This is a genomic window from Acidithiobacillus sp. TH-A117 (assembly GCF_057473465.1).
Genome location: NZ_JBYCKQ010000029.1, coordinates 34834 through 61791, shown reverse-complemented (window position 1 = coordinate 61791; position 26958 = coordinate 34834). Strand labels below are relative to the sequence as shown.

Annotated in this window: 21 protein-coding genes and 1 tRNA gene; 17 read left to right on the top strand and 5 right to left on the bottom strand. The window is 55.1% G+C overall.

Features of this window, described 5'->3' with window-relative positions; genetic code table 11:
• Positions 1-564: 564 nt before the first annotated feature.
• Complete coding sequence (locus AC2VLR_RS06625) at positions 565-2730, top strand: mechanosensitive ion channel family protein (RefSeq protein ID WP_486881415.1); 2166 nt, start codon at positions 565-567, stop codon at positions 2728-2730.
• Here AC2VLR_RS06625 and proB read toward each other — a convergent pair.
• The 3 genes from proB to guaB all read right to left on the bottom strand — a co-directional run bounded on the left by proB (position 2724) and on the right by guaB (position 7021).
• Positions 2724-3884, bottom strand: coding sequence for a glutamate 5-kinase (gene proB / locus AC2VLR_RS06620; RefSeq protein ID WP_486881414.1), 1161 nt, complete (start codon positions 3882-3884; stop codon positions 2724-2726). The genes AC2VLR_RS06625 and proB overlap by 7 nt on opposite strands.
• A 128-nt stretch (positions 3885-4012) precedes the next feature.
• Positions 4013-5557 (bottom strand): glutamine-hydrolyzing GMP synthase, encoded by a 1545-nt coding sequence (guaA, locus tag AC2VLR_RS06615; protein ID WP_486881413.1) that lies wholly within the window; start codon positions 5555-5557, stop codon positions 4013-4015.
• 3 nt (positions 5558-5560) lie between these two features.
• The gene (gene guaB, locus AC2VLR_RS06610) at positions 5561-7021 is read right to left on the bottom strand and encodes an IMP dehydrogenase (protein ID WP_486881412.1); all 1461 of its coding nucleotides are present in this window, start codon (positions 7019-7021) and stop codon (positions 5561-5563) included.
• A 186-nt stretch (positions 7022-7207) separates the two neighbouring features.
• Between guaB and AC2VLR_RS06605 the strand changes: the two genes are divergently transcribed.
• The 12 genes from AC2VLR_RS06605 (at position 7208) to AC2VLR_RS06550 (ending at position 20606) form a co-directional block, all read left to right on the top strand.
• On the top strand, positions 7208-8173 hold the full coding sequence (locus tag AC2VLR_RS06605; RefSeq protein WP_486881411.1) for a glycosyltransferase family 2 protein: 966 nt from the start codon (positions 7208-7210) through the stop codon (positions 8171-8173).
• On the top strand, positions 8154-9341 hold the full coding sequence (locus tag AC2VLR_RS06600) for a mannosyltransferase family protein (RefSeq protein WP_486881410.1): 1188 nt from the start codon (positions 8154-8156) through the stop codon (positions 9339-9341). The genes AC2VLR_RS06605 and AC2VLR_RS06600 overlap by 20 nt, the downstream gene beginning before the upstream one ends.
• A 187-nt stretch (positions 9342-9528) precedes the next feature.
• Entirely contained in the window at positions 9529-10947 is a 1419-nt protein-coding gene (pcnB, locus tag AC2VLR_RS06595; protein ID WP_486881409.1) for a polynucleotide adenylyltransferase PcnB, read from the top strand.
• A 24-nt stretch (positions 10948-10971) separates the two neighbouring features.
• Complete coding sequence (locus AC2VLR_RS06590; protein WP_486881408.1) at positions 10972-12276, top strand: CCA tRNA nucleotidyltransferase; 1305 nt, start codon at positions 10972-10974, stop codon at positions 12274-12276.
• The gene (gene folK, locus AC2VLR_RS06585) at positions 12234-12806 is read left to right on the top strand and encodes a 2-amino-4-hydroxy-6-hydroxymethyldihydropteridine diphosphokinase (RefSeq protein WP_486881407.1); all 573 of its coding nucleotides are present in this window, start codon (positions 12234-12236) and stop codon (positions 12804-12806) included. The genes AC2VLR_RS06590 and folK overlap by 43 nt, the downstream gene beginning before the upstream one ends.
• Positions 12803-13408, top strand: a complete 606-nt coding sequence (locus AC2VLR_RS06580) for a deoxynucleoside kinase (RefSeq protein ID WP_486881406.1) — start codon at positions 12803-12805, stop codon at positions 13406-13408. Before folK ends, AC2VLR_RS06580 begins: the two co-directional genes overlap by 4 nt.
• 1 nt (position 13409) lies before the next feature.
• On the top strand, positions 13410-14195 hold the full coding sequence (gene panB, locus AC2VLR_RS06575; protein WP_486881405.1) for a 3-methyl-2-oxobutanoate hydroxymethyltransferase: 786 nt from the start codon (positions 13410-13412) through the stop codon (positions 14193-14195).
• Position 14196: 1 nt separating this feature from the next.
• Positions 14197-15036 carry a pantoate--beta-alanine ligase gene (panC, locus tag AC2VLR_RS06570; RefSeq protein ID WP_486881404.1) on the top strand — a complete coding sequence of 280 codons (840 nt, stop codon included), beginning with the start codon at positions 14197-14199 and terminating at the stop codon, positions 15034-15036.
• Positions 15033-18866, top strand: a complete 3834-nt coding sequence (locus AC2VLR_RS06565) for a DUF3683 domain-containing protein (RefSeq protein ID WP_486881403.1) — start codon at positions 15033-15035, stop codon at positions 18864-18866. Before panC ends, AC2VLR_RS06565 begins: the two co-directional genes overlap by 4 nt.
• 14 nt (positions 18867-18880) lie before the next feature.
• Positions 18881-19543 (top strand): YoaK family protein, encoded by a 663-nt coding sequence (locus AC2VLR_RS06560; RefSeq protein WP_486881402.1) that lies wholly within the window; start codon positions 18881-18883, stop codon positions 19541-19543.
• Entirely contained in the window at positions 19540-19959 is a 420-nt protein-coding gene (locus AC2VLR_RS06555; RefSeq protein WP_486881401.1) for a Smr/MutS family protein, read from the top strand. Before AC2VLR_RS06560 ends, AC2VLR_RS06555 begins: the two co-directional genes overlap by 4 nt.
• Positions 19960-19964: 5 nt before the next feature.
• On the top strand, positions 19965-20606 hold the full coding sequence (locus AC2VLR_RS06550; RefSeq protein WP_486881400.1) for a class II aldolase/adducin family protein: 642 nt from the start codon (positions 19965-19967) through the stop codon (positions 20604-20606).
• Here AC2VLR_RS06550 and AC2VLR_RS06545 read toward each other — a convergent pair.
• Complete coding sequence (locus AC2VLR_RS06545; protein WP_486881399.1) at positions 20579-21241, bottom strand: 3'-5' exonuclease; 663 nt, start codon at positions 21239-21241, stop codon at positions 20579-20581. The genes AC2VLR_RS06550 and AC2VLR_RS06545 overlap by 28 nt on opposite strands.
• Before the next feature lie 233 nt (positions 21242-21474).
• On the opposite strand from AC2VLR_RS06545, the gene AC2VLR_RS06540 reads away from it, so the two are divergent.
• Positions 21475-22170, top strand: a complete 696-nt coding sequence (locus AC2VLR_RS06540) for a Bax inhibitor-1/YccA family protein (RefSeq protein ID WP_486881398.1) — start codon at positions 21475-21477, stop codon at positions 22168-22170.
• A 129-nt stretch (positions 22171-22299) separates the two neighbouring features.
• Positions 22300-24852, top strand: a complete 2553-nt coding sequence (gene mutS, locus AC2VLR_RS06535) for a DNA mismatch repair protein MutS (protein WP_486881397.1) — start codon at positions 22300-22302, stop codon at positions 24850-24852.
• Between the two features lie 51 nt (positions 24853-24903).
• On the opposite strand, the gene AC2VLR_RS06530 is transcribed toward mutS, so the two are convergent.
• Positions 24904-24978 (bottom strand) — tRNA-Val (locus AC2VLR_RS06530).
• 151 nt (positions 24979-25129) lie between these two features.
• On the opposite strand from AC2VLR_RS06530, the gene AC2VLR_RS06525 reads away from it, so the two are divergent.
• Together AC2VLR_RS06525 and AC2VLR_RS06520 are read left to right on the top strand one after the other, a co-directional pair.
• Positions 25130-25711 carry a C40 family peptidase gene (locus AC2VLR_RS06525; RefSeq protein WP_486881396.1) on the top strand — a complete coding sequence of 194 codons (582 nt, stop codon included), beginning with the start codon at positions 25130-25132 and terminating at the stop codon, positions 25709-25711.
• A gap of 41 nt (positions 25712-25752) precedes the next feature.
• Complete coding sequence (locus AC2VLR_RS06520) at positions 25753-26916, top strand: lytic murein transglycosylase (RefSeq protein WP_486881395.1); 1164 nt, start codon at positions 25753-25755, stop codon at positions 26914-26916.
• Positions 26917-26958 lie beyond the last annotated feature (42 nt).

Below are 26958 nucleotides of genomic sequence, written 5' to 3'. Positions count from 1 at the left end.
GGCAGATCCTTTTTTTCAGCACAATCGGTTTAAGTATATTAAGCAATATGCATGCCAATTTTTTGAAGCACTGCTTCATTGCCGGATAATCCATGACAACCACCTACTTTTTATGGGGTTTTCAATATTAATAGTGGGATACTTTCGCACCTAACCAGCTGCACCAAACCCTGAAAACACTGACCTATTGTCGCCTTACAGCGACATCAAGCCCCTTCAAGATGCTCTCTCACGTCTTGGCGATTCCCAAAACTTGCAGCAGTAAATCGGCAACGATTGGTCGCCCCATGCGTGTTATGGTATATTATCAAGGAAAACACTATTGCATTATGCATTATTTATTCTTCTTTCAGGGGAGTTATTGTGGCAAAACGAAAAATATCTTTTTCGATTTCACCGAATACTTATATTTCATCATTATCTGCTCGCTCAGTTTTTGTCAAAATTATTCTCTTTTTTATATTGATATTACCATTTACTGCGTATGCGTCCACTAGCGCAATCATTACCCAGGACAGCAAGACTCTGCAGGAAATCCATTCTGGCCTTGAACAGCCGGCTTCCATGCAGCAACTTCTCGACTGGCATAAAAGCATCAATATTATTAAAGACAATGCGGAACATTGCATTAATAACAAAAACAAACAGCTCAAACAAACTGATAACGGACTGGGAATTCTGGGGCCGGCCGTTACCGGTGAACCTGCCAATCTTTCGGCGCTAAGAATAAAGCTGGGTAATCGCCAAAAAAACCTCCAGGGAGAAATAGCCACCTGCAAGGTGCTGGCTGTGGCCAGCACGGATCTTGATCAAGAGGTGGACAGTACCCGCGAAAGCCTCCACGCGCGATTTTTGTTACGCCAGGACCAAAATATCTGGGCTCAATTGACAACATTGACAGCCGTCAACAGCGCTACCTGGACTCAGGAAAAAAATTACTGGCTACAACATCATGATCATTTTATTCTCGTCCAAAAGAATCTGCAAATAGCTATCGCTGTGGGGTTATTTGTTTTCTTACTGCTATTGATCGTGCGCAAATCACTGCCGGAAAGCGCCGATCACGGCACTCAGTTATCCGCTGCACAAAAAAGTCTGTATCACTACCTGCCCATCATAGCGGGAGTGGGGACCACAATGCTGGTTGCACATCTTACAGATGTATTTTCTCCACTGGTGCGGATCATCCTGTTTACCTGGGGTGTTTACGCCTTGCTGGCCATTCTGGTCACCTGGGCTTTACGCCCCAGTGGCATGGTTTTTCATCATTTCGCCTGGGGACCGAAATCCCTGCGTTCCACCTTACGCAATCTGCGCTTTATCGCCCTGCTTTCTGCCTTTGCCACAGCATGGTTGATAACCGATCCACAAGATTATCTCAACCCGCAACAACAAGCGTTTTTTTGGTCCATTTATCATCTTTTGATGCTGACTGCCGTTTTCCGTCTGGTATGGGTGGCCGGGGCTAAAAAACCTTTTCGAGCCTATCCATTTTTACGGATCATCATTCTGATTGCGCTGTTGGCTACCGCGCTGTTTACCCTGATGGGCTATCGCAATCTCACAGACTATCTGTTTTTTGGTCTTTTAATGTCCCTGCTGGCCCTCGGTTGTGGCTTGTTTGTTTCCTGGGGACTCAGTGATTTCTGGAATTACACCGCCCGCAAAAACGGGCGCTGGCAGCATGCTCTCAAGCAACGCCTCGGACTGAATGATGAACAGCCGCTGCCTTGGCTCGGTTGGTTCAGTGCTCTCAGTCATATTGCTGTCTGGCTTGGCATTGCGGCATTTGTTCTCTATGCCTGGGGATTAACTCATACCGGATTTTCCCTGATCTGGAAATATTTTATTACCGGTTTTACCGTTGGCACTTTTCACATTCAGCCATTTCGCTGGATTATCGCCATTGCTCTGCTGATACTGCTCTTTAACATCAACGCATTCATACAAAGATATCTTTCCGACAATTCTCGCATCATCGGTCACATGGAAAGTGGTGCAAGACACTCCATACTCTCCATTATTCGCTATACGGGCTTCATTATCGCCATATTGGTCGGCCTCTCCACCGCAGGGGTAGCACTGCATAATCTCGCCATCATTGCCGGAGCTTTATCAGTCGGTATTGGTTTCGGATTACAGAACATCGTCAATAATTTTGTGTCCGGATTGATTTTATTACTGGAAAGGCCCATCCGTGTAGGCGACTGGATTCAGGTGGGCACTACTCAGGGATATGTCCAAAAAATGAGCATTCGCTACACCCTGATTCTAACCTTTGATCGCACGGAGGTCTTTGTACCCAATTCCGAACTCATTTCCGGACAGGTCACCAACTGGATGTACACCAACAATGTGCTGCGCTTGATGATTCCCTTTAATGTGGCGCACAGTGCGGATATTGAGCTGGTCAAGGAACTGCTGGTCAAGGAAGGACAAAATCATCCCGATGTTTTGCAGGATGATCCGCGTGGTATTCCACCAACCGCCCTGTTACTGGATGTCAGTGAAAATGCCCTGCAATTTTATTTGCGCGTCTATCTGGATGATTGCAATAAAAGCTTCAATGTACAAACCGATTTACGGGCATCCGTGGTAGAAAGCCTGCTGCGTCATCATATCCGCCTGGCCCATCAGCAACAGGATGTGCATATCATTCCCAGCCAGATTCTGCCGATCAACGGGACCACGGGAAAAGCCCAGGATCCTCTGGAATCCGGTCCTCAATGAATCAATAAATTATCGCGATGTATCAGGATGCCTTCAGCGGCATCCGGATCATCGGCGATTTCACCGCTTTTCCTGCCCAGACAGCGTTGCGCTACGCTCGCATCCCAATTGACCAGCCCTCGGGCGAATTCATTTCCCTCGGGATCTTTGCACAATACCAGATCACCACGATGAAAATTGCCCTCCAGGGCGGTGACTCCCACCGGCAAAAGACTCCCCCCCTCCTGCTTCAAGGCGAGAACAGCTCCAGCATCCAAATAGAGCACGCCTCTTGCACGCAGATGTCCAGCCAACCAACGCTTACGTGCATCCAGCTTGGGAAGCCGGGCATGAATAAAGGTACCCCGGGCTTCGCCATCCCGAATTCGCAGCAAAACATCCGGGCAGCGCCCATTGGCAATGATGGTAGAGGTCCCCGAACGGGCTGCACGAGAGGCGGCGCGCACCTTGGCCAACATCCCGCCGGTCCCGACTCCGGAGCCACCACTACCCGCTACTTTTTCCAGCATGGCCGCGCCGGCATTGACCTCTGTGAGCAATTTCGCATCGGGGTTACTGCGTGGATCCGCATCAAACAGGCCATCCTGATCCGTCAGAATAACCAGCAGATCGGCATCCAATAAATTACTGACCACAGCCGCCAGGGTGTCATTATCACCCAGATTAATGGCATTGTAGGATACCGTGTCATTCTCATTGATAATGGGTAAAACATTCATTTCCAGCAGCGTCAGCAGTGCTGAACGCGCATTCAAATAGCGTCGCCGACTGCGCAAATCATCATGCGTCAACAGTACCTGACCGCAATGGACCGGCACTTCAGCGGGAACATCCTCCTCCCGGAGCAGTTCTTCATAGGTGTGAATCAAGGCCGACTGACCCACACTGGCGGCAGCCTGACGCTCTTTCAGATTCGCCGGGCGCTGTGTCCAACCCAAACGCTGCACCCCGGCACTGACAGACCCCGAGGAAACCAGAATGACCTCAATACCCGCACGTCGCAGGGCAACAATCTGCTGAACCCAGGCCCGAATTGCCTTCCTGTCCAGCCCCCGCCCGTCATCCGTGAGCAGGCTGCTCCCTATTTTTATAACCCAGCGCTGTGCCTTTATCTGTAATAAATTCCGTGATTTTTCCGGTGATTTATTTTTCATGATTACCCAAATAAACAGTTAACATCTTATTAAGATACCATAGTTTTTTGAAGAAATCGTCCTGACGTCAACATATGAAATTGTTGCGCCATACCGTCAAGCAGCAGCTGAAATTGCCAGTCGCCCAATCACTCCCATTCGATCGTTGCCGGTGGCTTGGAAGAAATATCGTAAACCACCCGGTTGATACCGGCCACTTCATTGATAATCCGCGTGGAAATACGGCCCAAAACGTCATAGGGCAAGTGCGCCCAGTCTGCGGTCATGCCATCTGAAGACTCCACCGCCCGCAGGGCAATGGTCTCATCATAGGTACGGGCATCGCCCATGACGCCCACACTGCGTACTGGCAGGAGTACGGCAAAGGCCTGCCAGAGGCGGTCATACAGACCCGCCTCGCGGACTTCTTCCATGACAATGCGGTCGGCGCGGCGCAGCACTTCCAGGCGTTGTGCATCAATCGCTCCCAGACAACGGATGGCCAGACCGGGGCCGGGGAAGGGCTGGCGACGAATGACTTCTTCCGGCATACCCAATTCCCGACCCAGCTCCCTGACCTCATCCTTGAACAACTCGCGCAGGGGTTCGACCAGCTTGAGATGCATACGCTCGGGAAGCCCGCCGACATTATGATGGGACTTGATGGTGGCGCTGGGGCCTTTGAAGGAAACCGACTCGATCACATCGGGGTAAAGGGTGCCCTGGGCCAGAAAATCAGCACCCTCCACCTTTTTGGCTTCTTCCTCAAAAATTTCGATAAACAAATTGCCAATGGCCTTGCGCTTTTTTTCCGGATCCGTGACCTGCGCCAACACCTCCAGAAAACGCTGACGGGCATCGATGACCTGCAAGGGAATCTGAAAATAGTGGCGGAACACCGTCTGGACTTTTTCTGACTCGCCAAAGCGCAACAGGCCATTATCCACAAATATACAGGTGAGTTGATCACCAATGGCGCGATGAATCAGCACTGCGGCCACCGCCGAGTCCACTCCGCCCGACAGGGCAGCAATGACTTTGCCCTTGCCCACTTGAGCACGAATACTGACGATGGCGCTTTCCACATAGGAATGCATGGTCCATTGCCCGTTACAGGCGCATACCCCCCGGACGAAAGCCGTCAGCATTTCCGCACCACGGGGGGTATGCACCACTTCCAGGTGAAATTGCACACCATAAAAATGCCGGATGGGATCACCAATGGCCGCCAGAGGTGAATTGGTGCTGCTGGCCAGCACCCGGAAACCATCGGGCATTTTTTCGATACGATCGCCGTGGCTCATCCAGACTTCTTCCGTATTTTCACTGCTTTTAAAGGGCAGCAAAGGGCCCAGGGCATCGTGAATCTGTATATGTGCCCGACCATATTCCCGGTGTTCCGCCTTGGCTACCTTGCCGCCCAAAACATGGGCCATCAGCTGCAAACCATAACAAATACCGAGAATAGGCAGTCCCAGCACAAAAATACCCGGATCAACCATAGGCGCATCCTGATCATGCACCGAAGAAGGGCCTCCCGACAAAATGATTCCCTGGGGCTCCCAATTCTGAATGTCCGTCAGAGACATGCTGTGGGGATGAATTTCACAGTACACATGGGCTTCACGCACCCGCCGGGCAATCAGCTGGGTGAACTGGGAACCAAAATCGAGAATCAGGATGCGTTCTTGCATGAGCTACTCCACCCGGTAATTAGGGGCTTCTTTGGTGATATTGACGTCGTGGACATGACTTTCGCGGACGCCCGCCTGCGTGATCTTGATGAAGCGCGCGCGGCTGCGCAAGGCGGCCAGATCTTCGGCTCCCAAATAACCCATACTGGAACGCAGGCCCCCGAGCAATTGATGAATCACCTGGCCGGCCGGCCCCTTGTAAGGTACTCTGCCCTCCACGCCTTCAGGCACCAGTTTAGGCGCTTCGGGGCTGGCGTCCTGGAAATAGCGGTCTGCCGATCCCTGCTGCATGGCGCCCAATGATCCCATACCCCGGTAGGCTTTGTATGAGCGCCCCTGGTAAAGTTCGATTTCTCCCGGTGCTTCGTCGGTACCCGCCAGAAGCCCGCCGACCATCACCGAATGGGCGCCGGCTGCCAGTGCTTTGGCAAAATCTCCGGAAAAACGAATGCCTCCATCGGCAATCAAGGGAACTCCCGTATGAGCGAGGGCATCGGCGACGTTGCTGATGGCCGTTACCTGGGGCACGCCGACCCCGGCGACAATCCGGGTCGTACAAATGGAACCGGGACCAATCCCGACCTTCACCCCGTCGGCACCGGCTTCCACCAGCGCCAGGGCCGCTTCTCCGGTAGCAATGTTGCCGCCTATCACGTCCACGTCGGGATAATGCTCCTTGATCCAGCGTACCCGATCCAGCACGCCCTGACTGTGGCCGTGGGCTGTATCGACGATGATGACATCCACTCCAGCTTCAGCCAGCGCCTGCACCCGCAAATCCGTACCCTCGCCGACGCCCACTGCCGCGCCCACCAGCAAGCGCCCCTGGGCATCCCGACAGGCCAGTGGATGTTCCGTGGCCTTGCGAATATCCTTGACGGTAATCAAACCCCGCAACTCAAAGCGATCATTCACCACCAGTATTTTTTCAATACGATGTTGATGTAGCAAAGCCTTGGTCGCATCAAGGCTGGTTCCTTCGGCCACCGTCACCAAACGCTCACGGGGTGTCATCACACTGCTCACCGGCGCATCCATGCGGGTTTCAAAGCGCAGATCCCGATGGGTGACAATCCCTGCCAGTCGCTCATCCTCCACTACCGGCACCCCGGAAATACCATGCAGGGCCATGACTTGCAGGACCTCCCGAATACTCACCTCGGGACGTGTGGTGATGGGGTCCTTGATGACACCGGCTTCGAACTTTTTGACCCGCCGAACCAATGCCGCCTGCTGATCCGGCGACATATTCTTGTGCATAATTCCGATGCCTCCCTCCTGGGCCATACCGATAGCCATGGCGGCTTCAGTCACCGTGTCCATGGCAGCGGAAAGCAGCGGCACATTGAGCCGCAGACGCCGGGTCAACGGTGTCGCAATCTGGACATCGCGGGGGAGTACAGCAGAGTGGGCAGGAACCAGTAATACGTCATCAAAGGTGAGAGCTTCGCCGATCAATTGCATAGTTGAGTCACCCCTAAACAGAAAAAGGGCCGGGTTTGGCATCCCAGCCCTATGATAAAAGGCATCCCGTAATATAGCCAAAGCATCGGTGTTTTTCCAGAGGGTGTCTGGCTAAAAAATTGACTTACTCAGTAATCAACAGTAGCTTTCGAGAGAATTCAGAGATATTATAACCACCCACTGCCCATGACCGTTTCCATCATTGTTCCCTGTCATAATGAATCGGCCAATCTGGCGACGTTATACGCGCGCATTTGCAGTATCATGGATGCCTGCCAGGAACCCTGGGAAATGATCTGCATCAATGATGGCAGCAAGGATGACACCCTCCTGCAACTGATTGCCCTGCACCAGCGTGACCCGCGCATTCAGGTCATTGACTTGTCACGCAATTTCGGCAAGGAAGCGGCGTTGACTGCCGGACTGGACGCGGCGCGGGGAGATGCCGCCATCCCCCTGGATGCTGATCTTCAGGACCCTCCAGAAGTCATCCCCGAGCTCATCAAACGCTGGAAAGAAGGGTTTGATGTGGTTAACGCCGTGCGCTTGTCCCGGGACGGTGAATCCTGGCTCAAGCGCGCATCTGCCCATTTCTTTTACCGGGTGATCAACCGCATGAGCGAAGTAGACATACCCGCTGATACCGGTGACTTCCGGCTCCTGTCACGCCCGGTTCTGGACGCCTTGCACAGTCTTCCGGAGCGGCGGCGCTTCATGAAAGGACTGTTTGCCTGGGTCGGTTTTCGCAGCACCAATGTCTACTATCATCGCGCTCCCCGACATGGCGGCAAGACCACCTGGAACTACTGGAAACTCTGGAATTTTGCCGTAGAAGGCATCACCTCATTCAGCCAGATACCCTTGCAACTGGCCGCCTATCTGGGCTTTGCGGTTTCTTTGCTGGCCTTTCTCTATGCCATCTGGCTGGTGATCAGTACCCTGGTTTACGGCAACCCCGTCAAAGGCTACCCCTCCATGATGGTCACCCTCCTCTTCCTGGGAGGGGTACAACTCATGGCCCTGGGGGTAATCGGAGAGTATCTGGGGCGCATATACGAAGAAAGCAAACATCGACCGATTTATTTGGTGCGGCAGACATGGCAAAGACACACACAACATCATGATAACCACATTGAAAATAAGACCCATTGATAAAATTGTAATTGCATTTCTACTAACCATTTGGATTGGCGTGTGGTTAGGTTATTATTTTTTTATTCCTGGTTTTACATACATTCATACGGCAAACGTCTTACAAGCACTGATTCACTGGGATGCTGGTTGGTACTTGGATATTGCTCAGCACGGCTATAAATATAATGGCAATGATTTGATGCAACAAAATATCGCCTTTTTCCCTTTATATCCGATTATCATGAAATTTTTTGGACAATTTTTCGGATTACGCAACGGTATTGCTACTGTACTTCCTGCGCTGTTCATTGGAATCACGTCCATTTATGCTTTTCATGCACTCGCCAGCACGATATTGAAAGAAAACGCCTCATTATTTGCCACAGCGGCATACGCACTGTACCCTGGAGCGACTTTTTTTGTGTCAGCTTACCCTACTTCAATCATGAATCTACTGGTCATCCTTGCATTTCTGTCACTAAACAGGAAAAAGTACTTCATGGCCGCGATAGCCACAGGTATCAGCACTGCTGCGGGCGCGCTATTAGTATTTTTGAGTGCAACAATGATATTAGCTTATACCAAAGAATTCATGGTGCAGATTAAAAAAGGAATGATTTCGCGTATAGCGCAACTTATTTTATTCGCTATCCTGTCCATTTTCGGTATCGTTTTTTTCATACTGTATCAACATCTTGCTTTTGGAAATGCCTTTGCCTTTGTTGAGGTTCAGAAAGCATGGGGATATCAATCCAACCTTCAAAGAATCATAAACGTAGTTGTCCTCTCGCCAATTTTTGGAGGGGGGTATAGCAGTTTCATTCGTTCTATTTTCTTCTTGCAACCGGTCGGTAAAATACCACAAGGCTCGGTTGAGTATTTTGCCAATTCTTTCACCATTATCATGGCAATTATTTCAACCGTGATACTTTATAAAAGCAAACAATATTTATTATCCATGTATAGCTTTCTGGTTATATCGGCTTATATGTGGTTTATTGGCTCTGTTCAGGGACCATCTTCAACAGTAAGGCTGCTTTATATTGATATACCCATTTTCATTGCCGCCGGGTTATATTATCAAAACAATGAACACAAAATAACGAGCTTCACCCTTCTCAGCTTGTCTGCTATTGCACTGATTATCCAAGTTGCTTTCTTTGTGAGTGGCTATTGGGTGATATAGGTTCTCAAAAATAGGGCTTAGCTTTGCACACCATAAGTAGTAACTCTAGCCACTGCTTTTCCTGAAAATTTCAGGTACACTGTCGCCGAGATGGACAGACCACCCGCACTAGGGACCCAGCTTGGTATCTTTAAAATCATTTATAACCAGTCAGTTAAATCTTGCAGAGCCGGTTTCGGACACTGCGGTGGATGTATCGACTCCGCTGCCAGTACAGATTCCCGGTGCCACCGTCACCCCGCGTGCCGATCACAACATTTCCCGCCGGGACATCAGCGACGGTGCCCTGCAGGTGTTGAACGGCTTACACAAGGCAGGCTTCCAGGCCTATATGGTCGGTGGCGGGGTCCGGGATCTGCTGCTCGGCCGCGAACCCAAGGATTTTGACGTGGCTACGGATGCCCATCCCGAACAGGTACGCAGGCTGTTTCGCCGCAACGCCCGCCTGATCGGCCGGCGCTTTATCCTGGTGCATGTACAGTTTGGCAGTGAAATCATTGAGGTGGCTACCTTTCGCGGAGCCAGCGACGGCAAACGGAACCAGGCCAGCGAGCGCAGCGAAAGCGGGCGCATTCTCGCGGACAATGTTTACGGCTCCCTAGAAGAAGATGCCCGCCGCCGGGATTTCACCGCCAATGCTCTGTACTACAATATTGCCGATCGCAGCATTCTGGATTTTTCCACCGGTATGGAAGACCTGCGCGCAGGTCGCCTGCGCATCATTGGTGATCCCGAACAACGTTATCGCGAGGATCCGGTGCGTATGTTACGGGCGGTGCGCTTTGCTGCCAAACTCGGATTTTCTCTGGATGAAGCCGCCCGCGCGCCCATTCATACCTGTCGGGATTGTTTGCAGGAAGTACCTTCAGCGCGGCTCTTTGAGGAAACCCTTAAGCTGTTTCTCAACGGCAATGCCCGCTCCAGCTTTGAACAGCTTCGTCAGCATGGCTTGTTTGCGGCTTTGTTCCCGCAAGTGGATGCCATCCTGGATATGGATAACGCTGAACCTGCGCGAATTTTATTGCAAGGTGCCTTAGAAGGCACCGACCAGCGGGTCCGCGACAACAAATCCGTGACCCCGGCCTTTTTGTTTGCCGCGCTATTCTGGCCCGTTTTGCAGCAACAGAGTCAGGTGCTGGAACAGCAAGGCAAACCGGCTGCCATTGCCCTGCAGCAAGCCGCCGGTGATATTCTCCAGGATTGTCTGGGACGGGTTGCGGTACCCCGGCGTTTCTCCTTGCCCATGCGCGAGATCTGGGATCTGCAGGCGCGTTTCCTGCGCAGAGGCGGCAGACGTCCGCACGCATTGCTGGCCCATCCACGTTTCCGGGCAGCCTATGATTTTTTGTTGCTGCGCAGTCAGGCTGGAGAAATTCCTGCCGAACTGGCCGCCTGGTGGGAGCAATTTCAGGCGGCAGATCATGAGGGTCGGCGCACTCTGATTGAAGCTGCGCGGCTCGAAGAAAACGGTCAGGAAACTGCTCTCGGTCCATTGCCAGCGACCCGCAGCCGTCGTCCCAGACGGCGTCGGCGCCGGAATCCGCGCAACGACAACGCTGCCACCCAGAGTGTAGATAGCACGGAGAGAGTGGCGGACAACGACTGACGGGTCGCGCCCCCTGTGCATGTCATGGAAGCTCATCGCCTCAACCTTCTCCCCCTGCTAAAAAAACAGTGGGGTACCGACAGACTGCAATATCTGCAGCAGATAGGTAATATTGCGCAGCAACTGGGCACGCCGGCCTATCTGGTCGGCGGTGCAGTCCGGGACTTATTCCTGCAGCGTGATGCGCCGGATCTGGATGTGGCCGTTGAGGGCGATGTCCGGTCCCTGGCGGAAGCCTGCAAGGCACAGATCCCCGGCGGCGATTATCAATATCATGCGCGTTTTGGCACGGCCACCCTGCAAGATTCCCAGGGATTTTCCCTGGATTTGGCCCAATGCCGGGTGGAACACTACCCTGCACCGGCCGCTTTGCCGGAAGTTCGACCCGGCGACATCGACGAAGATCTGATCAGGCGTGACTTCACGATCAATGCCATGGCCCTGCCACTGGATCCCGAAAATTTTGCTACACTGCTTGACCCTTATGGGGGACGGATAGATCTGCAACGCGGGCAGCTGCGCACCCTGCATTCCCGTTCATTTTGGGATGATCCGACGCGGATTTTACGCGGTCTGCGCTTTGCGACGCGATTTCAGATGAACCTCGTTCCGGAGAGCCGGCAACAGCTCCAAGATGCCTTGCAAGACGACATTTTTGCCCGGCTTAGTGCGGCGCGACTGTGGCGGGAGATACGCTATCTGCTCGAACTGGATGCTTTACCCAAGGCATTATCCCTGTTATCCGAATGGAATCTCTGGTTTTTGCTGCGTCCCGTGCCGATGGATATTCACGCCATGCAGGCTTTGCTTGGACGGGGTCAGGAGCAAATCCAGTGGCTGCAACAACAATTTCCCGAGGAAAACATAGCGGTCTCTACCCTCATGCTCATCCTGCTCTGGCAGGATTTGTCCTGGACCGAGATACAACGCACTCTTGATCAATGGCCCATCCCGGATCGGAACCGACTGGAGGCCGACCTGCGCATCCTCCCTGATCTGCCTCGGCGCATTGCACAGGCCATTCGCCCCAGTCAGAGAGCAAATATCTGGCAAGCTTGCTCGCTCGCGGGCATACTGGCGGCCATGGCGATAAATCCCCATGACCGCGCAGTCACAGACAGTGCCCGCCTTTATTTGCAAGAGCAAAAGTCTCTCCAGCCGGTGTTCAACGGACAGGAGCTGCAGACACTGGGACTATCAGCAGGGCCGTCACTGGGGGATATTCTGAAACGCCTACGGGACGCCCAACTGGACAGGGACATAGCAGACAAGGAAACAGCGCAACAATGGTTGATCAAACAGGGCATTCTGCCAACGAACCCTCGGTAATTGCTTGGATCAGTATCGGCAGCAATATGGAGCAGCCGGTTGAACAGGTGCAGAAGGCTCTGGCAGCATTGGCCGGGTTGCCGGATTCCGAACTACTCTGGCACTCCCTTTTGTATCGCACTGATCCCGTGGGTGGGGTTGAACAACCGGCTTTCATCAATGCCGTAGCCCGCCTGGACACCCGCTTGACTGCCGGGGCATTGCTGGCTCGCCTGCAATATCTCGAAGCCCTTGCAGGCCGGCAGCGTACTACCGAAATCTTCTGGGGTCCACGCGTCCTCGACCTCGATATACTCAGCTATGGCGATCTGATTTCCACTGATCCGGCCCTGCGCGTTCCTCACCCCCGCCTGACTGAAAGAGCTTTTGTGCTGATTCCTCTGGCAGAATACGATCCTGGCTTGGTGCTGCCCGGATGCGGGTGCATTGCCGATTATCTGGAGGCCGTTCAATCCCAGTCAGTTACCCGTCTCCCTGAAGCTGCCCTATCCCCGGCCATCAAAACTAACAGCCGCAGAGTCAGCGCATGACCCGCCCCTGCATCATCAGCATTGAAGGGCCCATCGGCGCTGGCAAAACCACCCTGGCCAGACGCCTTGCTGCGACTTTGCAAGCCAGTTTGATACTGGAAAAGCCCGAAGACAACGCTTTCCTGCCCGACTTCTACCGCCAGACTGGCGGGGCACTGGCGACCGAACTGCAGTTTTTGCTCCAGCGTCAGACCCAATGGCAGGCGGCTCCCGCCGATAATCTCTATATCATCAGCGACTACAGTGTCCACAAAGATGAAATATTCACCCCCCTGACCCTGTCTTCCCATGAGCTGCAGTTATTCCAGCAGATCAAGGCGGGGCTGCACTATCAGCCGACACCTGCCGATCTGCTGATTTTTCTTGATGCCCCCCTCGCAACCCTCCAGGAACGCATTTTGTCCCGAGCCCGCCCCTATGAACAAAAGCTGGATGGCAGCTATCTGGCCAAAGTCCAGCAGGCTTATCAGGACTGGCGTCGTCTTTATCCAGCGCCCTGCCTGGATATCAATACCGAGCAACTGGATTTTGTCCGGGAAGCACGGCACAATGAGAACTTGATTAAAACAGTCAAGTATCACCTGAACATCATTGAGGAGTGATATGCACAAGAAAATATCCCGCTGGGTGAAAGACAAACAACAGGGCCACAAAAGAGCCTTGGTGACTGCTTATGATTATCCCATGGCGCGCTTTGCGGCCGCAGCCGGCATGCATGGCGTGTTGGTTGGAGACTCATTGGGCATGGTGGTGTGCGGCGATCAGGACACCCTCAATGTGACCCTGGAGCAAATGTGCTACCACACCCGGATGGTGCAGCGTGGTGCCGGAGACTGCCTGGTATTCGCCGATCTGCCTTTTGGCAGTTATGAAAAAAGTCCCGAGCAGGCCTGGGAGTCCGCCGGGGCCTTGCTGCGTGCCGGAGCCGACGTCATCAAACTGGAAGGCGGGGCAGAAATGGCCGCCACAGTCGCTTTTTGCGCAGAGCGTGGCATCAATATCTGCGCCCATATCGGTCTGACCCCGCAGCGGGTCCGGCAATGGGGAAGCTTTCAGCGTCAGGGCACCAGCGATGCCGGAGCGCAACGTCTGCAGCATGAAGCCACGGCGCTCAGTGCAGCCGGAGCACGTTTTGTGGTTTTGGAGGCCGTGCCCGATGCCGTCGCTGCCCGCATCAGCCGGGAAATAGAGGCGGTCACCATTGGCATTGGCGCCGGTCCGGATACCGACGCCCAGGTGCTGGTTGTCCATGATCTGCTGGGCCTGGAAGCCGAAAGTCCGCCCTTCGCCCGTCGCTATCTTGAAGCCGGCCAGCAGATGCAGGACGCCCTGGCCCATTATGTCGAGGACGTCGGCAATGGGCAGTTTCCACCAAGGCGTCCGCACTGAGATGCCCATCTTCAAGGATATCGCCAGCTTGCGGCAGTGGCGGCAAAGTCTGCAGGGCACCCTGGCTTTTGTCCCCACCATGGGCAACCTGCATGAGGGACACATGGCCCTGGTCCGTCTGGCTGCTGCCCGCGCTGAGCAAGTGCTGGTCAGCATTTACGTGAACCCTCTGCAATTCGGACCGCAGGAGGACTTCACGCGCTATCCGCGCAGTCTCGACAAGGATTTACAGCAACTCCACGCAGCGGGTTGTTCCACTGTTTTTACTCCGGACGATGCGTTGATGTATCCTCGGGGCAGAAAGGACCTCTCCATCATCATGCCGCCTCACAGCCTGGCCAAACCCCTTTGTGGTGCGCACCGTGCGGGACATTTCGCCGGGGTCTGCACGGTCGTCAACAAACTGCTGCAGATGATTCAGCCGGAGATTCTGATTCTTGGTGAAAAAGACTATCAACAATTGCGGATTGTGCAGCAAATGGTGGCCGACATGAACATGACCGTGCAGGTGCTCCCCGGCCCGCTGCAAAGGGAAGCCGACGGACTGGCCTATAGTTCGCGCAACTCCCTGCTCAGCCCCACCGAGCGCCAGATGGCACCGCTCCTGGCCGCTACACTTGTAGATCTGGCGCAGCGCAGTCAGCCAGAATCCAGCATTGCCGAACTCGCTCAAGTGGGTCGGGCGAGCCTGGAGCAGGCGGGTTTTGTCGTGGATTATCTCGAGTTGCGCGATAGCCAGAGCTTGCAGCTGGTGGATCATGGATTACCGGGTGCGCGCTGGTTTGCCGCCGCATATCTCGGGCAGACCCGGCTCATCGACAATGTTATGATTCCCTTATGAACCCACGTCTCCGAGAAATTCCTTACAACTACACGTCCTTTTCCGATGGCGAAATTGTCAGTCGCCTGATCGGTGCGGAAGCTTGGCGGATCCTCGAAGATCTGCGCGACCAACGGGTCACCGGCCGTTCGGCGCGGATGCTTTTTGAAGTCCTGGGCGATATCTGGGTCGTGGAACGCAATCCGTACATTCAGGATGATCTCGCCCGGGACCAGGGCCGCCGTGAAGCCCTGTGGAATGCGTTGGCCCATCGCCTCAAGGATATCCGTGCGCGGGCTGAAGGCAATGCCCTGGTTTTGCGGCTCCTGGATAATACCCAGGAAGCGGTAAAGGCTTTCACCCGGCAGTTTGACGAAGATCTCCAGCTGCGTAAAAAATCCGAAAAACGTTTACTCAAAATTACCGCCCGGGATAATGTGGATTTCAGCGCCTATGCGCGTATAGCGCATATTACCGACGCTTCCGACTGGCGGGTGGAAATTCCCTTTGTGGTGCTATACCCCGCCGATGAGTCCGAGGTTCAACGCATGGTGCTGGCCTGCCGCGAACTCGGTCTGTCCATCATTCCCCGGGGGGGCGGCACCGGCTATACTGGTGGGGCCATTCCACTCCGGCGCCATACGGCAGTCATCAATACCGAAAAACTGGAGCACATCTCGGCCATAGAACCAGTCACACCAGCCGGTCTGAGCCAAACGGTGCCCAGTATCTCCGCTGGTGCGGGGGTAGTGACCAAAGTGGTTGCTGACGCTGCTGATGCGGCGGGCCTTGTTTTTGCCGTCGATCCTACCTCCATGGATGCTTCCACCATCGGTGGTAACATCGCCATGAATGCCGGCGGTAAAAAAGCTGTCCTCTGGGGCACCGCCCTGGATAATCTGCTCTCCTGGCGCATGGTGACCGCCGATGGCAACTGGTTGGAAGTGGAGCGGCTGAACCATAATCTCGGCAAAATCCATGATCAGCCCCAGGTCGATTTTCTGCTCAAACGTTTCGCTGGCGACGGTCAGACTCCCTTGGGCGAACCAGAAATCCTGACGCTTGCCGGGGCCAGCTTGCGCAAGGCCGGCCTGGGCAAGGATGTGACCGACAAGTTTCTCGGCGGACTGCCCGGCATCCAGAAAGAAGGTTGTGATGGCATCATTACATCCGGGCGTTTTCTGCTGCACCGTATGCCCGCCCATATTCGCACCGTCTGCCTGGAATTTTACGGCACGGATCTGAATGCCGCCGTGCCGGCCATTGTCGAAGTCAAATCCTTTGTGGAAAGCCAGAACCATGTTCTGCTCACCGGGCTGGAGCATCTCGACGAACGCTATCTGAAGGCCATCAAATACAGTAATAAGGCGCCCCGTCATGAGCGGCCGAAAATGTTGCTCCTGGCGGACATCGCCAGCGATGACCCGGACGCAGCGGGCGCTACGGCGGCAGCGGTGGTGCGCATTGCCAACGCCCGGGGAGGTGAAGGCTTTGTGGCCACCACCCCCGAATCCCGGCGCCGTTTCTGGGCCGACCGCAGCCGCACCGCTGCCATTTCCGCCCATACCAATGCCTTCAAAATCAACGAAGATGTGGTCATTCCTCTGGAACAACTGGGGGCGTATACCCAAGCGGTGGAACGTATCAATATCGAACAGTCCATCAACAGCAAATTGCGCAGCCTGAAGGCCTTGGACGAATATTTTCACGGTGATCTGGCAGAAATCCGCAAAGCCAAAGACTATGAGGATTGCAGCGAAGATCAGGCCATTGTGGCGGCCAAAAGAGCCGCCGCCCTGGCCCTGATTGAGGATACCCGTCAGCGTTGGGAAGCCTTGCTTCAGCATCTGGATGATGCTGCTGCTTTGCACCCGGAGCTGCTGGATGCCCAGTCAGCGCCACTCATGCATGCTGAGGAAACCCTCATGGATCTGCTCCTGCGCGGGGTCTTGCGGATCAGCTATCGGGAGCGGGTAGGACGGCCGCTGGAGGCGCTCTTTGCCGGCGATGCTTTCACCGCCCTGCGCGAGCAGATTCGTGACATCCATGCAGTATACAAGCGCTCCCGGCTGTTTGTGGCCCTGCACATGCACGCTGGTGACGGCAACATTCACACCAATATCCCGGTACTGTCCAGCAATCAGACCATGCTTCATGAAGCCGACGCTGTGGTGGACCGGATCATGGCTATCGCCCAGCAACTGGGCGGGGTGATCTCCGGCGAACACGGCATTGGTATTACCAAAATGCGCTGGCTGGAACCGGAAAAAATTGCTGCCTTTGCCCGTTACAAAACCAAGGTTGACCCTGACGATCTCTTCAATCCGGGTAAATTGCTGGCGGGTTCGGGTCTGGACAATGCCTACACACCCTCCCTGCAACTGGTGGAGCAGGAAGCTTTGCTCCTCGAAGCCAGTGAACTCGGTGCACTCAACCGTGAAATCAAGGATTGTCTGCGCTGCGGTAAGTGCAAACCTGTCTGCATGACCCATATTCCCCGCGCCAATTTGCTTTATTCACCGCGCAACAAAATCCTCGCTACCGGCCTGCTGATCGAGGCCTTTCTGTATGAAGAGCAAACCCGAAGGGGTGTTTCCCGGCAACACTTCGAGGCCATGAATGATGTGGCCGATCATTGCACCACCTGTCACAAGTGCATGACTCCCTGCCCGGTGGATATTGATTTTGGCAAGGTCTCCATCCACATGCGCAACATTCTCCGGGCGCGGGGCGAGAAATCCTTCAATATGGGAACACGGCTGGCCATGAGCTACCTGAACGCTACGGAACCCGGAAAGGTACATTTTCTGCGTCAGGGGGTGCTGCAGACTATGTTCAAGGCCCAGGCTCTGGCCCATGATGTCGTCAAGCCCCTGTTACCCAAAGGACCACCTCCGGCCACCACGGGCAAGGCCAGCGTGCGAGCGGAAGTCATCCACTTTTTGCGCAAACCCCTGCCCACCAAAATGGGCGCCCAGACCATGCGCCAGCTTTTGGCCATTGTCGATGACAAAACCGTGCCCATCATTCGTGATAGCGCCAAGGTCAATGACGACAGTGATGCCGTGTTTTATTTTCCCGGCTGCGGCAGTGAGCGTCTGTTCAGCGACATCGGACTGGCGACCCTGGCCATGCTCCATCATGTAGGCGCCCAAACGGTCCTCCCTCCCGGCTATCTCTGCTGCGGCTATCCGCAGACAGCCGGGGGCCAGGAGGACAAAGGCCAGGAAATTTCCGTGCGCAATCAGGTGCTCTTTCATCGGGTGGCCAACACCCTCAATTATCTCGATATTAAAACCGTGATCGTATCCTGCGGCACCTGCATGGATCAGTTACTGCAATATCAGTTTCAGCAGATTTTCCCCGGTTGCCGTCTGCTGGATATTCATGAATACCTGATGGAAAAGGGGGTTGCTCTGGATGGTGTGGCGGGAGTGCAGTATCTCTATCACGATCCCTGTCATAGTCCCATGAAAACCCACAAACCCCAGGCTGTTGCCAGCCGCCTGCTCGGCCAGGAGGTGACCGAGTCCGCACGTTGCTGTGGCGAAGCCGGGACTCTGGCCAGCAGTCGTCCGGATATCGCCACCCAGTTGCGCTTCCGTAAGGAGGAGGTACTGAAAGAAGGCGTCTTCCAGCTGACGGGCAGCGATAAGGCCGTGGACAATAACGTGCGCCTGCTGACCAGTTGTCCCGCCTGCCAGCAGGGCCTGGAGCGCTACCGGGAAGATACCGGCCTGGATACGGACTACATTGTCGTGGAACTGGCGCGGAAAATTCTCGGTGCGCAGTGGCAGCAGGGCTTTATTGATGCGACCCGGCAGGGGGGCATTGAGAGAATACTGCTTTGAGCGGGACTCCCGCAATGTCATCCCCACGGCTCGGCAAAACCGACCGGACCATGCACCTGCTTTCGGCGACTTCCGGCGGTGCGGATATTGTCGCCTTTCTCCAGTTTCATATGGTGTTCACCTCGGCCATGACCGGCAATCTGGCGCTTTTCGGCATTGCCGTAGGCCAAGGGCACCTGCTCTCCGCCACCCATTCTCTGGCTGCCCTGCTCGGTTTCATCATTGGCATCATGCTGGCCACGCTCTGGAAGGACCATCCCCGGGCGCTGAGAATGGTTCTCGCCCTGGAAGCAGCTTTTCTCGGCCTTTACGCCTTGCTCTGGATCCTTTGGGGGTTTCCGACGGACGGAGTTGTGCTCTACGCCCTGATTATTTTTTCTGCGCTGAGTATGGGCCTGCAAAGTGTGGCTGCCCGCCTCATCAATGTCGCCGGCGTACCTTCGGTGGTTTTCACCAATACCCTGACCACGATCATCATCACCCTGGTAGAAAGTCTGCGCAAAAAACAAGCTCTGCCCTTTGCCTGGCGTCAGCAGGTCGCCGCCCTTTTCGCCTATTTGACAGGGGCGATCGTCTTTGCTTTTTTCCTGTTTCAGATCCCGGCGCTGGCCATGATTTTGCCTGTATGTCTGGTCAGCATTGCTCTGATCACTCATTGGGCAGGCAGCAGCACATGACCAAGCATCCTGAACAAAACACAATTTTTCAAAGCCATATAGACGGAGTGTTGGATCTGCACGCTTTTCGCCCCAAAGAAGTCCCCGATCTGGTCCGCGAATACTTGCAAACCTGCCGGGCTGCCGGCATTACCGAAATCCGGATTATTCACGGCAAAGGTCGTGGGGTGCTTCGCGAGACAGTCCATGCCCTGCTGCGCCGCGAACCCATGGTCAAACATTTTCGCCTGGCCAATGATCGCAGTAGCTGGGGGGCTACCCTGGTGGATATTTATCCTCCGGGCGTCCCGTTACCCGAACCACCGGCCAATTCCGGCAAATCGGCGGTCAAGCTCTGTACCCAACCAGCTCGTTCCGGCCCGGTGACGCTCCCCGGCTGGTATCGCCTCCTCCAGAAAATTTTTGCGCGGCGCTAAAACCCATGAGCACAACTAATCTACCTGAAGAAGGCGTTACCAAATTTACTCTGCACTGGGAACACGCTGCAGCCCCCCGTCAGGCGGAAATTGCCACCTTGCTGGACTGGCGCGATGTGTTGTTCGCACGCCAGCTCATTGGTGCCGATCCGCAGCGTTACGGCGGAATCGGATTTGGCAATGTGAGTTGCCGCAGCCCCCAGGGGTTTCTGATCAGCGCCACCCAAACCGGGGCGCTGCCGACTCTGGCGACGGCACATTTCTGCACCGTGACCGACTGGGATATTACGGGCAATCAAATTCATGCCAGGGGGCCACAAGCACCCTCCTCCGAAGCTCTGAGTCATGCCGCCTGTTATGCCGCCCATCCCGACATCCACTGGGTGTTTCACGTCCACAGTCCGGTACTCTGGCAGGCAGCCGAACGGCTGGGCATAGCGGCGACTCCGATGGATGCGGAATATGGCACCCCGGCCATGGCCGAGGCCATCAGTGCCATTGTCCGGGATGCCCGTCTTCCCCTGCTGCTGCAAATGGCAGGGCACGAAGACGGCATCATCGCCGCCGGCCAGACTGCTGCCCAGTGCGGGGCGTTATTGCTGGAAGCGGTGCAAAGGGCTCAGCCTTCCAGCGCCTTGCGCAGGTAAAAGTCCATATCGGTCAGATTATTGAGTGCCCATTTGCGGTAGTCATCGGGAAGATCAATGATTTTGACCCCCTTGTGCTTGCCGAAGGGCATGGTCTCAGGGATCCGCGCGCGCTCACTGAACTCCCAGAGATCCTCCCAGGAGGAAGGGCGCACGGCGAGAATGACCTTATTCAGCAATATCCGGCAAAATTTCACATCCGCCAGCGCTGAATGGGCATTTTTAAGATTATCCCGGGTTTTCTTGCGATCCTTGCTGAAATGAAACATCAACGCCGACTGGGAATGGCTGTCTACCTCCGGCCAGAGCTTACGAGTCATGGCATAGGTGCAGATCCGTTTGACATCAGGCTTGCCGATCACCCCCCAGTCATAATCAATACTGTGTCCTACCAGATAGGCGGTATTCTCCGGCAGGGTAAAGGTCCGCGCCGACGGACAATCGAGCAGATCTTCTTCGAGTATGTGGTGGACCGCCATAGCACCCATCTCGATGGGCTTGTCCGGCCGGTAACGCTGCACAAACTGTTCTTCCACTTCCAGGGTCTTGAGATCGCTGACCGCCAGCCAGGCCGCCTCGATCAGATCGGGCTCCACCCGTCCTGTCGTTTCCGTATCAAAAATCAGTGCGCGCATACCGGCTCCAGTGTGGATCAGAGAAAGGAACTGCAGGTTAATGGTGTGCCTGCCAATGGGCAAGAGACAATTTGCGGAACTTTCCCCTTCCGTCAGACTCCTACACCGGATTACCGCGCTGCAAATATCGCCAATTTTTCGCCAGTTGCGTTGATTTGACCATTGATTTATTAAATAGAAACCCCCATTCTTCGTTTATACCAAGCGTGTTGCTTGTTTGAAGGAGTCTGTACATGAATCAGGATCAAAATCCCTATCAGTTTCCCGACAGCATGAATCCCCAGGGAAGTCGTGCCGGGACATCCATCGGCGCCCTGCTGGGGAAAACCTACGCCCTGCTGGCAGCCACCCTCGTGGTCTCGGCCATCGCTGCCGTGTACGGGATGAGTTCACCCTTTGCTTATGAACATCCCATCATCCTGATGATCGGATCTTTTGCCCTGCTTTTTGCCGTGCAATATACCGGCGCCCATCGCAGTCCCTTTGCCATTCCCCTGGTGTTCCTCTTTGCTGCCGGCATGGGCATGATGATGGGACCGGCCATCGAGATGTATCTGCGCATGCCCAACGGCGCAACCATCATTGCCGAAGCGCTGGGAACCACCGCTGCCATGTTCATCGGCCTTTCTGCCTATGCCATGACGACCCGCCGGGATTTCAGCAACATTGGCGGTTTTCTCATTACCGGGCTGATTCTGGCGATTGTGGTGTCGTTGCTGAACATGTTCTTCCTGCATCTGCCGGCCCTGCAGCTGGCTATTGCCGGGGTACTCGTCCTGGTGTTCAGCGGTTTGATTCTGTTTGATACCCAGCGCATGGTCCGGGGCGGCATTCAGGAACCGGTGCTGCTGGTGGTGGGGCTTTACCTAGACATCATCAACTTGTTCATGGCTCTGCTGGAGATTTTCGGCGGCGGCAACCGCAGCTGAACTTCGCCGTATACCCCAACCGCCACATATCCGCCACGCTCAGTAATTGCGGCGGATATGGCGGCGAATACGCCCTTGCGCTATCCTCGCGGCGATGAATAAGTTCCCTATTCCTGAATTGAATCGCCCATGAGTGCCGCTGAATCTCCCGCGAAGCACACCCCCATGATGCAGCAATATCTCGGACTGAAGGCAGAATGTCCGGATGCCCTGCTGTTTTACCGGATGGGGGATTTCTATGAGCTGTTTTATGAAGACGCGCAGAAAGCTTCGCGCCTGCTCGGTATCACTCTTACCAGTCGCGGGCACAGTGCGGGAGAGCCCATTCCCATGGCTGGTGTTCCCGTTCACAGTGTCGATGGCTATCTGACTAAACTGGTGGCTTTGGGTGAAAAAATAGCCATTGGTGAGCAGATTGGCGACCCGGCCAGTAGTAAAGGTCCCGTCGAAAGAGCTATTGTCCGGGTACTGACCCCCGGCACCATCGTCGATGGAGCCTTGCTGGACAGTCAGCAGGAACCGCTGCTGCTGGCCATCTGTCCGGAAGGAGAACAATGCGGGCTTGCCTGGCTGGACGCCGCCGGAGGACGCTTGATGCTCCGGGAAATTCCGCTGATTCATCTGGCCGACCTGCTGGGCCGACGCCCTGTTGCTGAAATCATCCTGCCTGAGGACGCAGACCTGCAGCCCTACTTGCAGGGAACCCCCGTCCAGGGTCTCGACAAACAGATCTTCCAGGCACGCCGCAGTCAGGCCGTGCTCGATCGTTACTTTGGCGAGCGTCTCGACAGCTTTGGCTGCAATGACTGGCCTTTGGGTCTGCGTGCAGCCGGGGCGCTCCTGCATTATGCTGAAACGCAGCTGCGTGGCAGCCTAGCGCAAGTCCAGCGTCTGCATCCCGAGCGCGCTGAAGAAGAACTGTACATGGATGCTACGGCTTTTCGGGCCCTGGAAGTGGTGGAAAGCCTTCAGGGGCAAGGCCCGACCTTGCTGTCCCTGCTCCAGAAAACCCGTACTGCTATGGGCGCAAGGCTGTTACGCCGCTGGTTGTTGCGCCCTCTGCGTCAGGGTCCGGATTTGTGGCAGCGCCAGCAGCTCGTCAGCGCGCTCATAGAAGGCCAGGGTCCAGGCCCTCTGCAAAAGACCCTGCAAGGTATTGCCGATGCCGAGCGCATTCTCACCCGCATCGCCCTGCGCAGCGCCAATCCCCGGGACCTCGCCCAGTTGCGCCACACCCTGCAGGCCCTACCCGCTTTACGCGACAGCCTGGGGCATTTCACAGCTGACGCATTGGCGACTTACCAGAAAAAAATCAGCCTGTTCACCGCCACGACCCAGCTCCTGGAAAATGCCATCGTTGACCAGCCACCCATAACTCAAAGAGATGGGGGTTATATCCGTTCAGGCTATGACGCTGAACTCGACCGTTTGCAGGCCTTGAGCCACAACCTCCAGGATGTGCTGCGTCATCTGGAGCAGGAAGAGCGCCAACGTACCGGCATCAGCCAGCTCAAAATTCAGTATAATCGCGTCCACGGCTTTTATATTGAAATCAGCCGCAGTTATCAGGGTCCCATCCCCGATGATTACCGTCGCCGCCAGACCACCAAAAATGCCGAGCGTTACATCAACGACGCGCTCAAAGTCATCGAAGATCAGGCCCTCTCCGCTGAAAGTCTGGCTCTTAGCCGCGAGCGCCTGTTGTTTTCAAGTCTGTTGGAGGCGCTGCTGCCAGAAGTGGCGGCACTGCAAAACACCATGACGGCCATTGCCGAACTGGACGTGCTGAGCAATCTGGCCGAACGCGCCATCACCCTGAACTGGTCCGCCCCGCAGCTAGTGGCAGAAAATGCGCTGCACATTGTAGATGGGCGCCACCCCGTGGTCGAAGCGCAAATCGGTAGCCAGTTTGTGCCCAACGATCTGCATTTTGATGGCCAACAACGGATGCATCTGATTACGGGTCCCAATATGGGTGGTAAATCCACCTATATGCGCCAGAGCGCACTCATCGTTCTGCTGGCCCATATCGGCAGTTGGGTGCCTGCCCGGGAGGCGGTCATCGGTCCCATTGACCAGATATTCACCCGCATTGGTGCGGCAGATGATCTCGCCGGTGGGCGCTCCACATTCATGGTGGAAATGAGTGAAACGGCGCGGATTCTCCATCTGGCTACGGCGCAGAGCCTGGTGATTCTCGATGAAATCGGGCGTGGTACGGCCACCTACGATGGCCTCGCCATTGCCTGGGCTACGGCAGAAGCCTTGCTGGAGCGCGGTGCTTTCACGCTTTTCGCTACCCATTATTTTGAGCTGACCGCCCTCGAAAACCGGGGGTTATCCAATCTCCATCTGGATGCCGTCGCTCAGAATGAGCAGGTGATTTTTTTGCACCGCGTCGAGGAAGGCCCGGCTACCCAGAGTTACGGACTGGCCGTTGCCAGCCTGGCCGGCATCCCCGAGGGTGTCGTGGCCGCCGCCCGCAAGCGCCTGCACCTTTTGGAGAATACTGCTTCTGAGCAGCCAGCAACTTCATCCCGTCAAGCCCCGACACCAGCACAGATACCCCTGTTTGCCGTAACAGCGCATCCACTCCTGGAGCGTCTGCAGCAACTGGATCCCGACACGATCAGCCCCAGACAAGCCCTGGATTTTCTTTATGAAATGAAGAATATGCTGTGATTTCCGATTTCCGTTACGGAAAATTAAATCTAAAAATACTATTGCAGAATTTGGTGGGCGGTACAGGGTTCGAACCTGTGACCCCTGCCGTGTGAAGGCAGTGCTCTACCGCTGAGCTAACCGCCCTGAATGAACCATTCAGAGAGCGCGTAAAATACCAATCAAGGCCGCTCAGGTCAACCAACACCATTCCAAAACCACCCCAACACCCTCACTTGCCAAATCAAGATAATTAGGCTATTTACTTTCCTTAGAAAAAAGAAAGAGGAAGGCGCCTATGTCAAGGCATTACTTTACGTTTAGTAAAAATCCCCTGCGGTTGACCGGAATCGCCCTGCTGTTAGGGAGCTTGGCCTTGAGCGGCTGCGCCAGCATGGCACCCAGCCCCAGCCTCACTACGCCAACGCCCTATCAACCCCCGGCCCAGAGCGCAGACTATTCCCGGCATGCCGAGGCCACCACGCTGGACGCCGTCCTAGTGCATGCCATTTCTGAAATTGGTAAGGCTTACCGTTGGGGTGGTGAATCGCCACAAACCGGTTTCGACTGCAGCGGCCTTATTCAATATGTGCTGGAACAGGCCGGGGTGGACATTCCCAGAACCTCTTTTGCCCAGGCAGCCGCTTTACCCGCCGTACCCCTGAGCCGCATCCGTCCCGGCGATCTGGTGTTTTTCAACACCATGGGACAGCCATTTTCCCATGTAGGTATTTATATCGGCGGACAACAATTCGTCAGCGCCCTGAACCGGCGTCAGGGAGTTGCCGTGCAAAGCCTGCAAATTCCTTACTGGGCGGAGCGTCTGGATGGGGTACGCCGACCCATGCCCAGAGAATTGCTCGCCATGCGTGATGAATAAAAATCCAAAAACTTATTGATTTTGAACGGAAGACTGCGCTGATGCCCCCTAAAATCCATATCAGAACACTGCTGAGTATCAGCATTACGGCCACTCTGCTTTCCGCATGCGCGACTGAAGTCAGCAGCCCTGTCTCGCCCCCTGTTCCGGCCAATCTGCCTGCAGTTACACCTCGCGCCCAAACGCTGCCGCAACCCGCTGCCCGGCAGATTCCACCGTCGGCCATTTCCGAATCCTGCGTTCGAGACGTTTACTTCCCCAATTTTCCTCAGCAATATCAACAACAACTCCGGGAGATTGCCTGCCATCTGCAGGAAAATGACGGCCTACCCGCCAATTATGTGATTCCCGCCTTGCAGAATGCGCGCTTCAACGCCCGCGCCGTGGCGCTGATGACTCCGGCACCGCCCAGCAACAAGCCCGTCGCTCCCTATCCCTGGTGGCGATATCGCGACCGTTTTCTTCACCCCGACCGCATTCAACGGGGTTTGCAGTTCTGGAATGCGCACCGTACCCTGCTGGAACAGGTCAGCCGTAAATACGGAGTTCCGGGCCCCATCCTGATGGGTATTCTCAATATCGAAACTGGTTTTGGCTCTTTCATGGGCAATTTTTCGGTGCTGAACAGCAACCTCAGCTTGGCATTGGCCTTGCCGGGTCGGCGACATTTTTTTCTGCATGAGACGGCAGAAACCCTGAAACTGGCACAAAAACTCGGCGTCTCGCCTGCTAGCCTGATGGGCTCCGAGGCGGGGGCCATGGGTATGTCACAATTCCTGGCCAGCAGTTATCTGCGCTACGGTATTGTCTGGAATGATCCCCCCGGCGGGCCACTGCCTAATCTCTGGAATTCACCAGCCGATGTCCTGGCTTCCACCGCCAACTTTTTTCTGGCCCACGGCTGGCAACCCGGTCAACCGGTATTGGCCAGAGTGATCGGTAGCGGTGGAGAAAATGCAGATTTCTTCCTGCATGGCAAACATCCCCTGGGGCAATTGCTGGCCGCCGGCATTCAGCCTGAAGCACCATCCGCTTTACCCGCTGACACCCCCGTCGGACTACTCCGTCTGCAAACCGCCGAGGGACCGACCTTGTTTATCGCCTACCCCAATTTTTACGCCATCATGGGCTACAACCCCAGCGTCTATTATTCGGCAACCGTCTGGGCTTATGCCCGGGCCATTCAGCGTGCTTTGAACGGCTGATTATGAGTGGCGCATTTACCGGGATGGGCCACTCAGACGAAT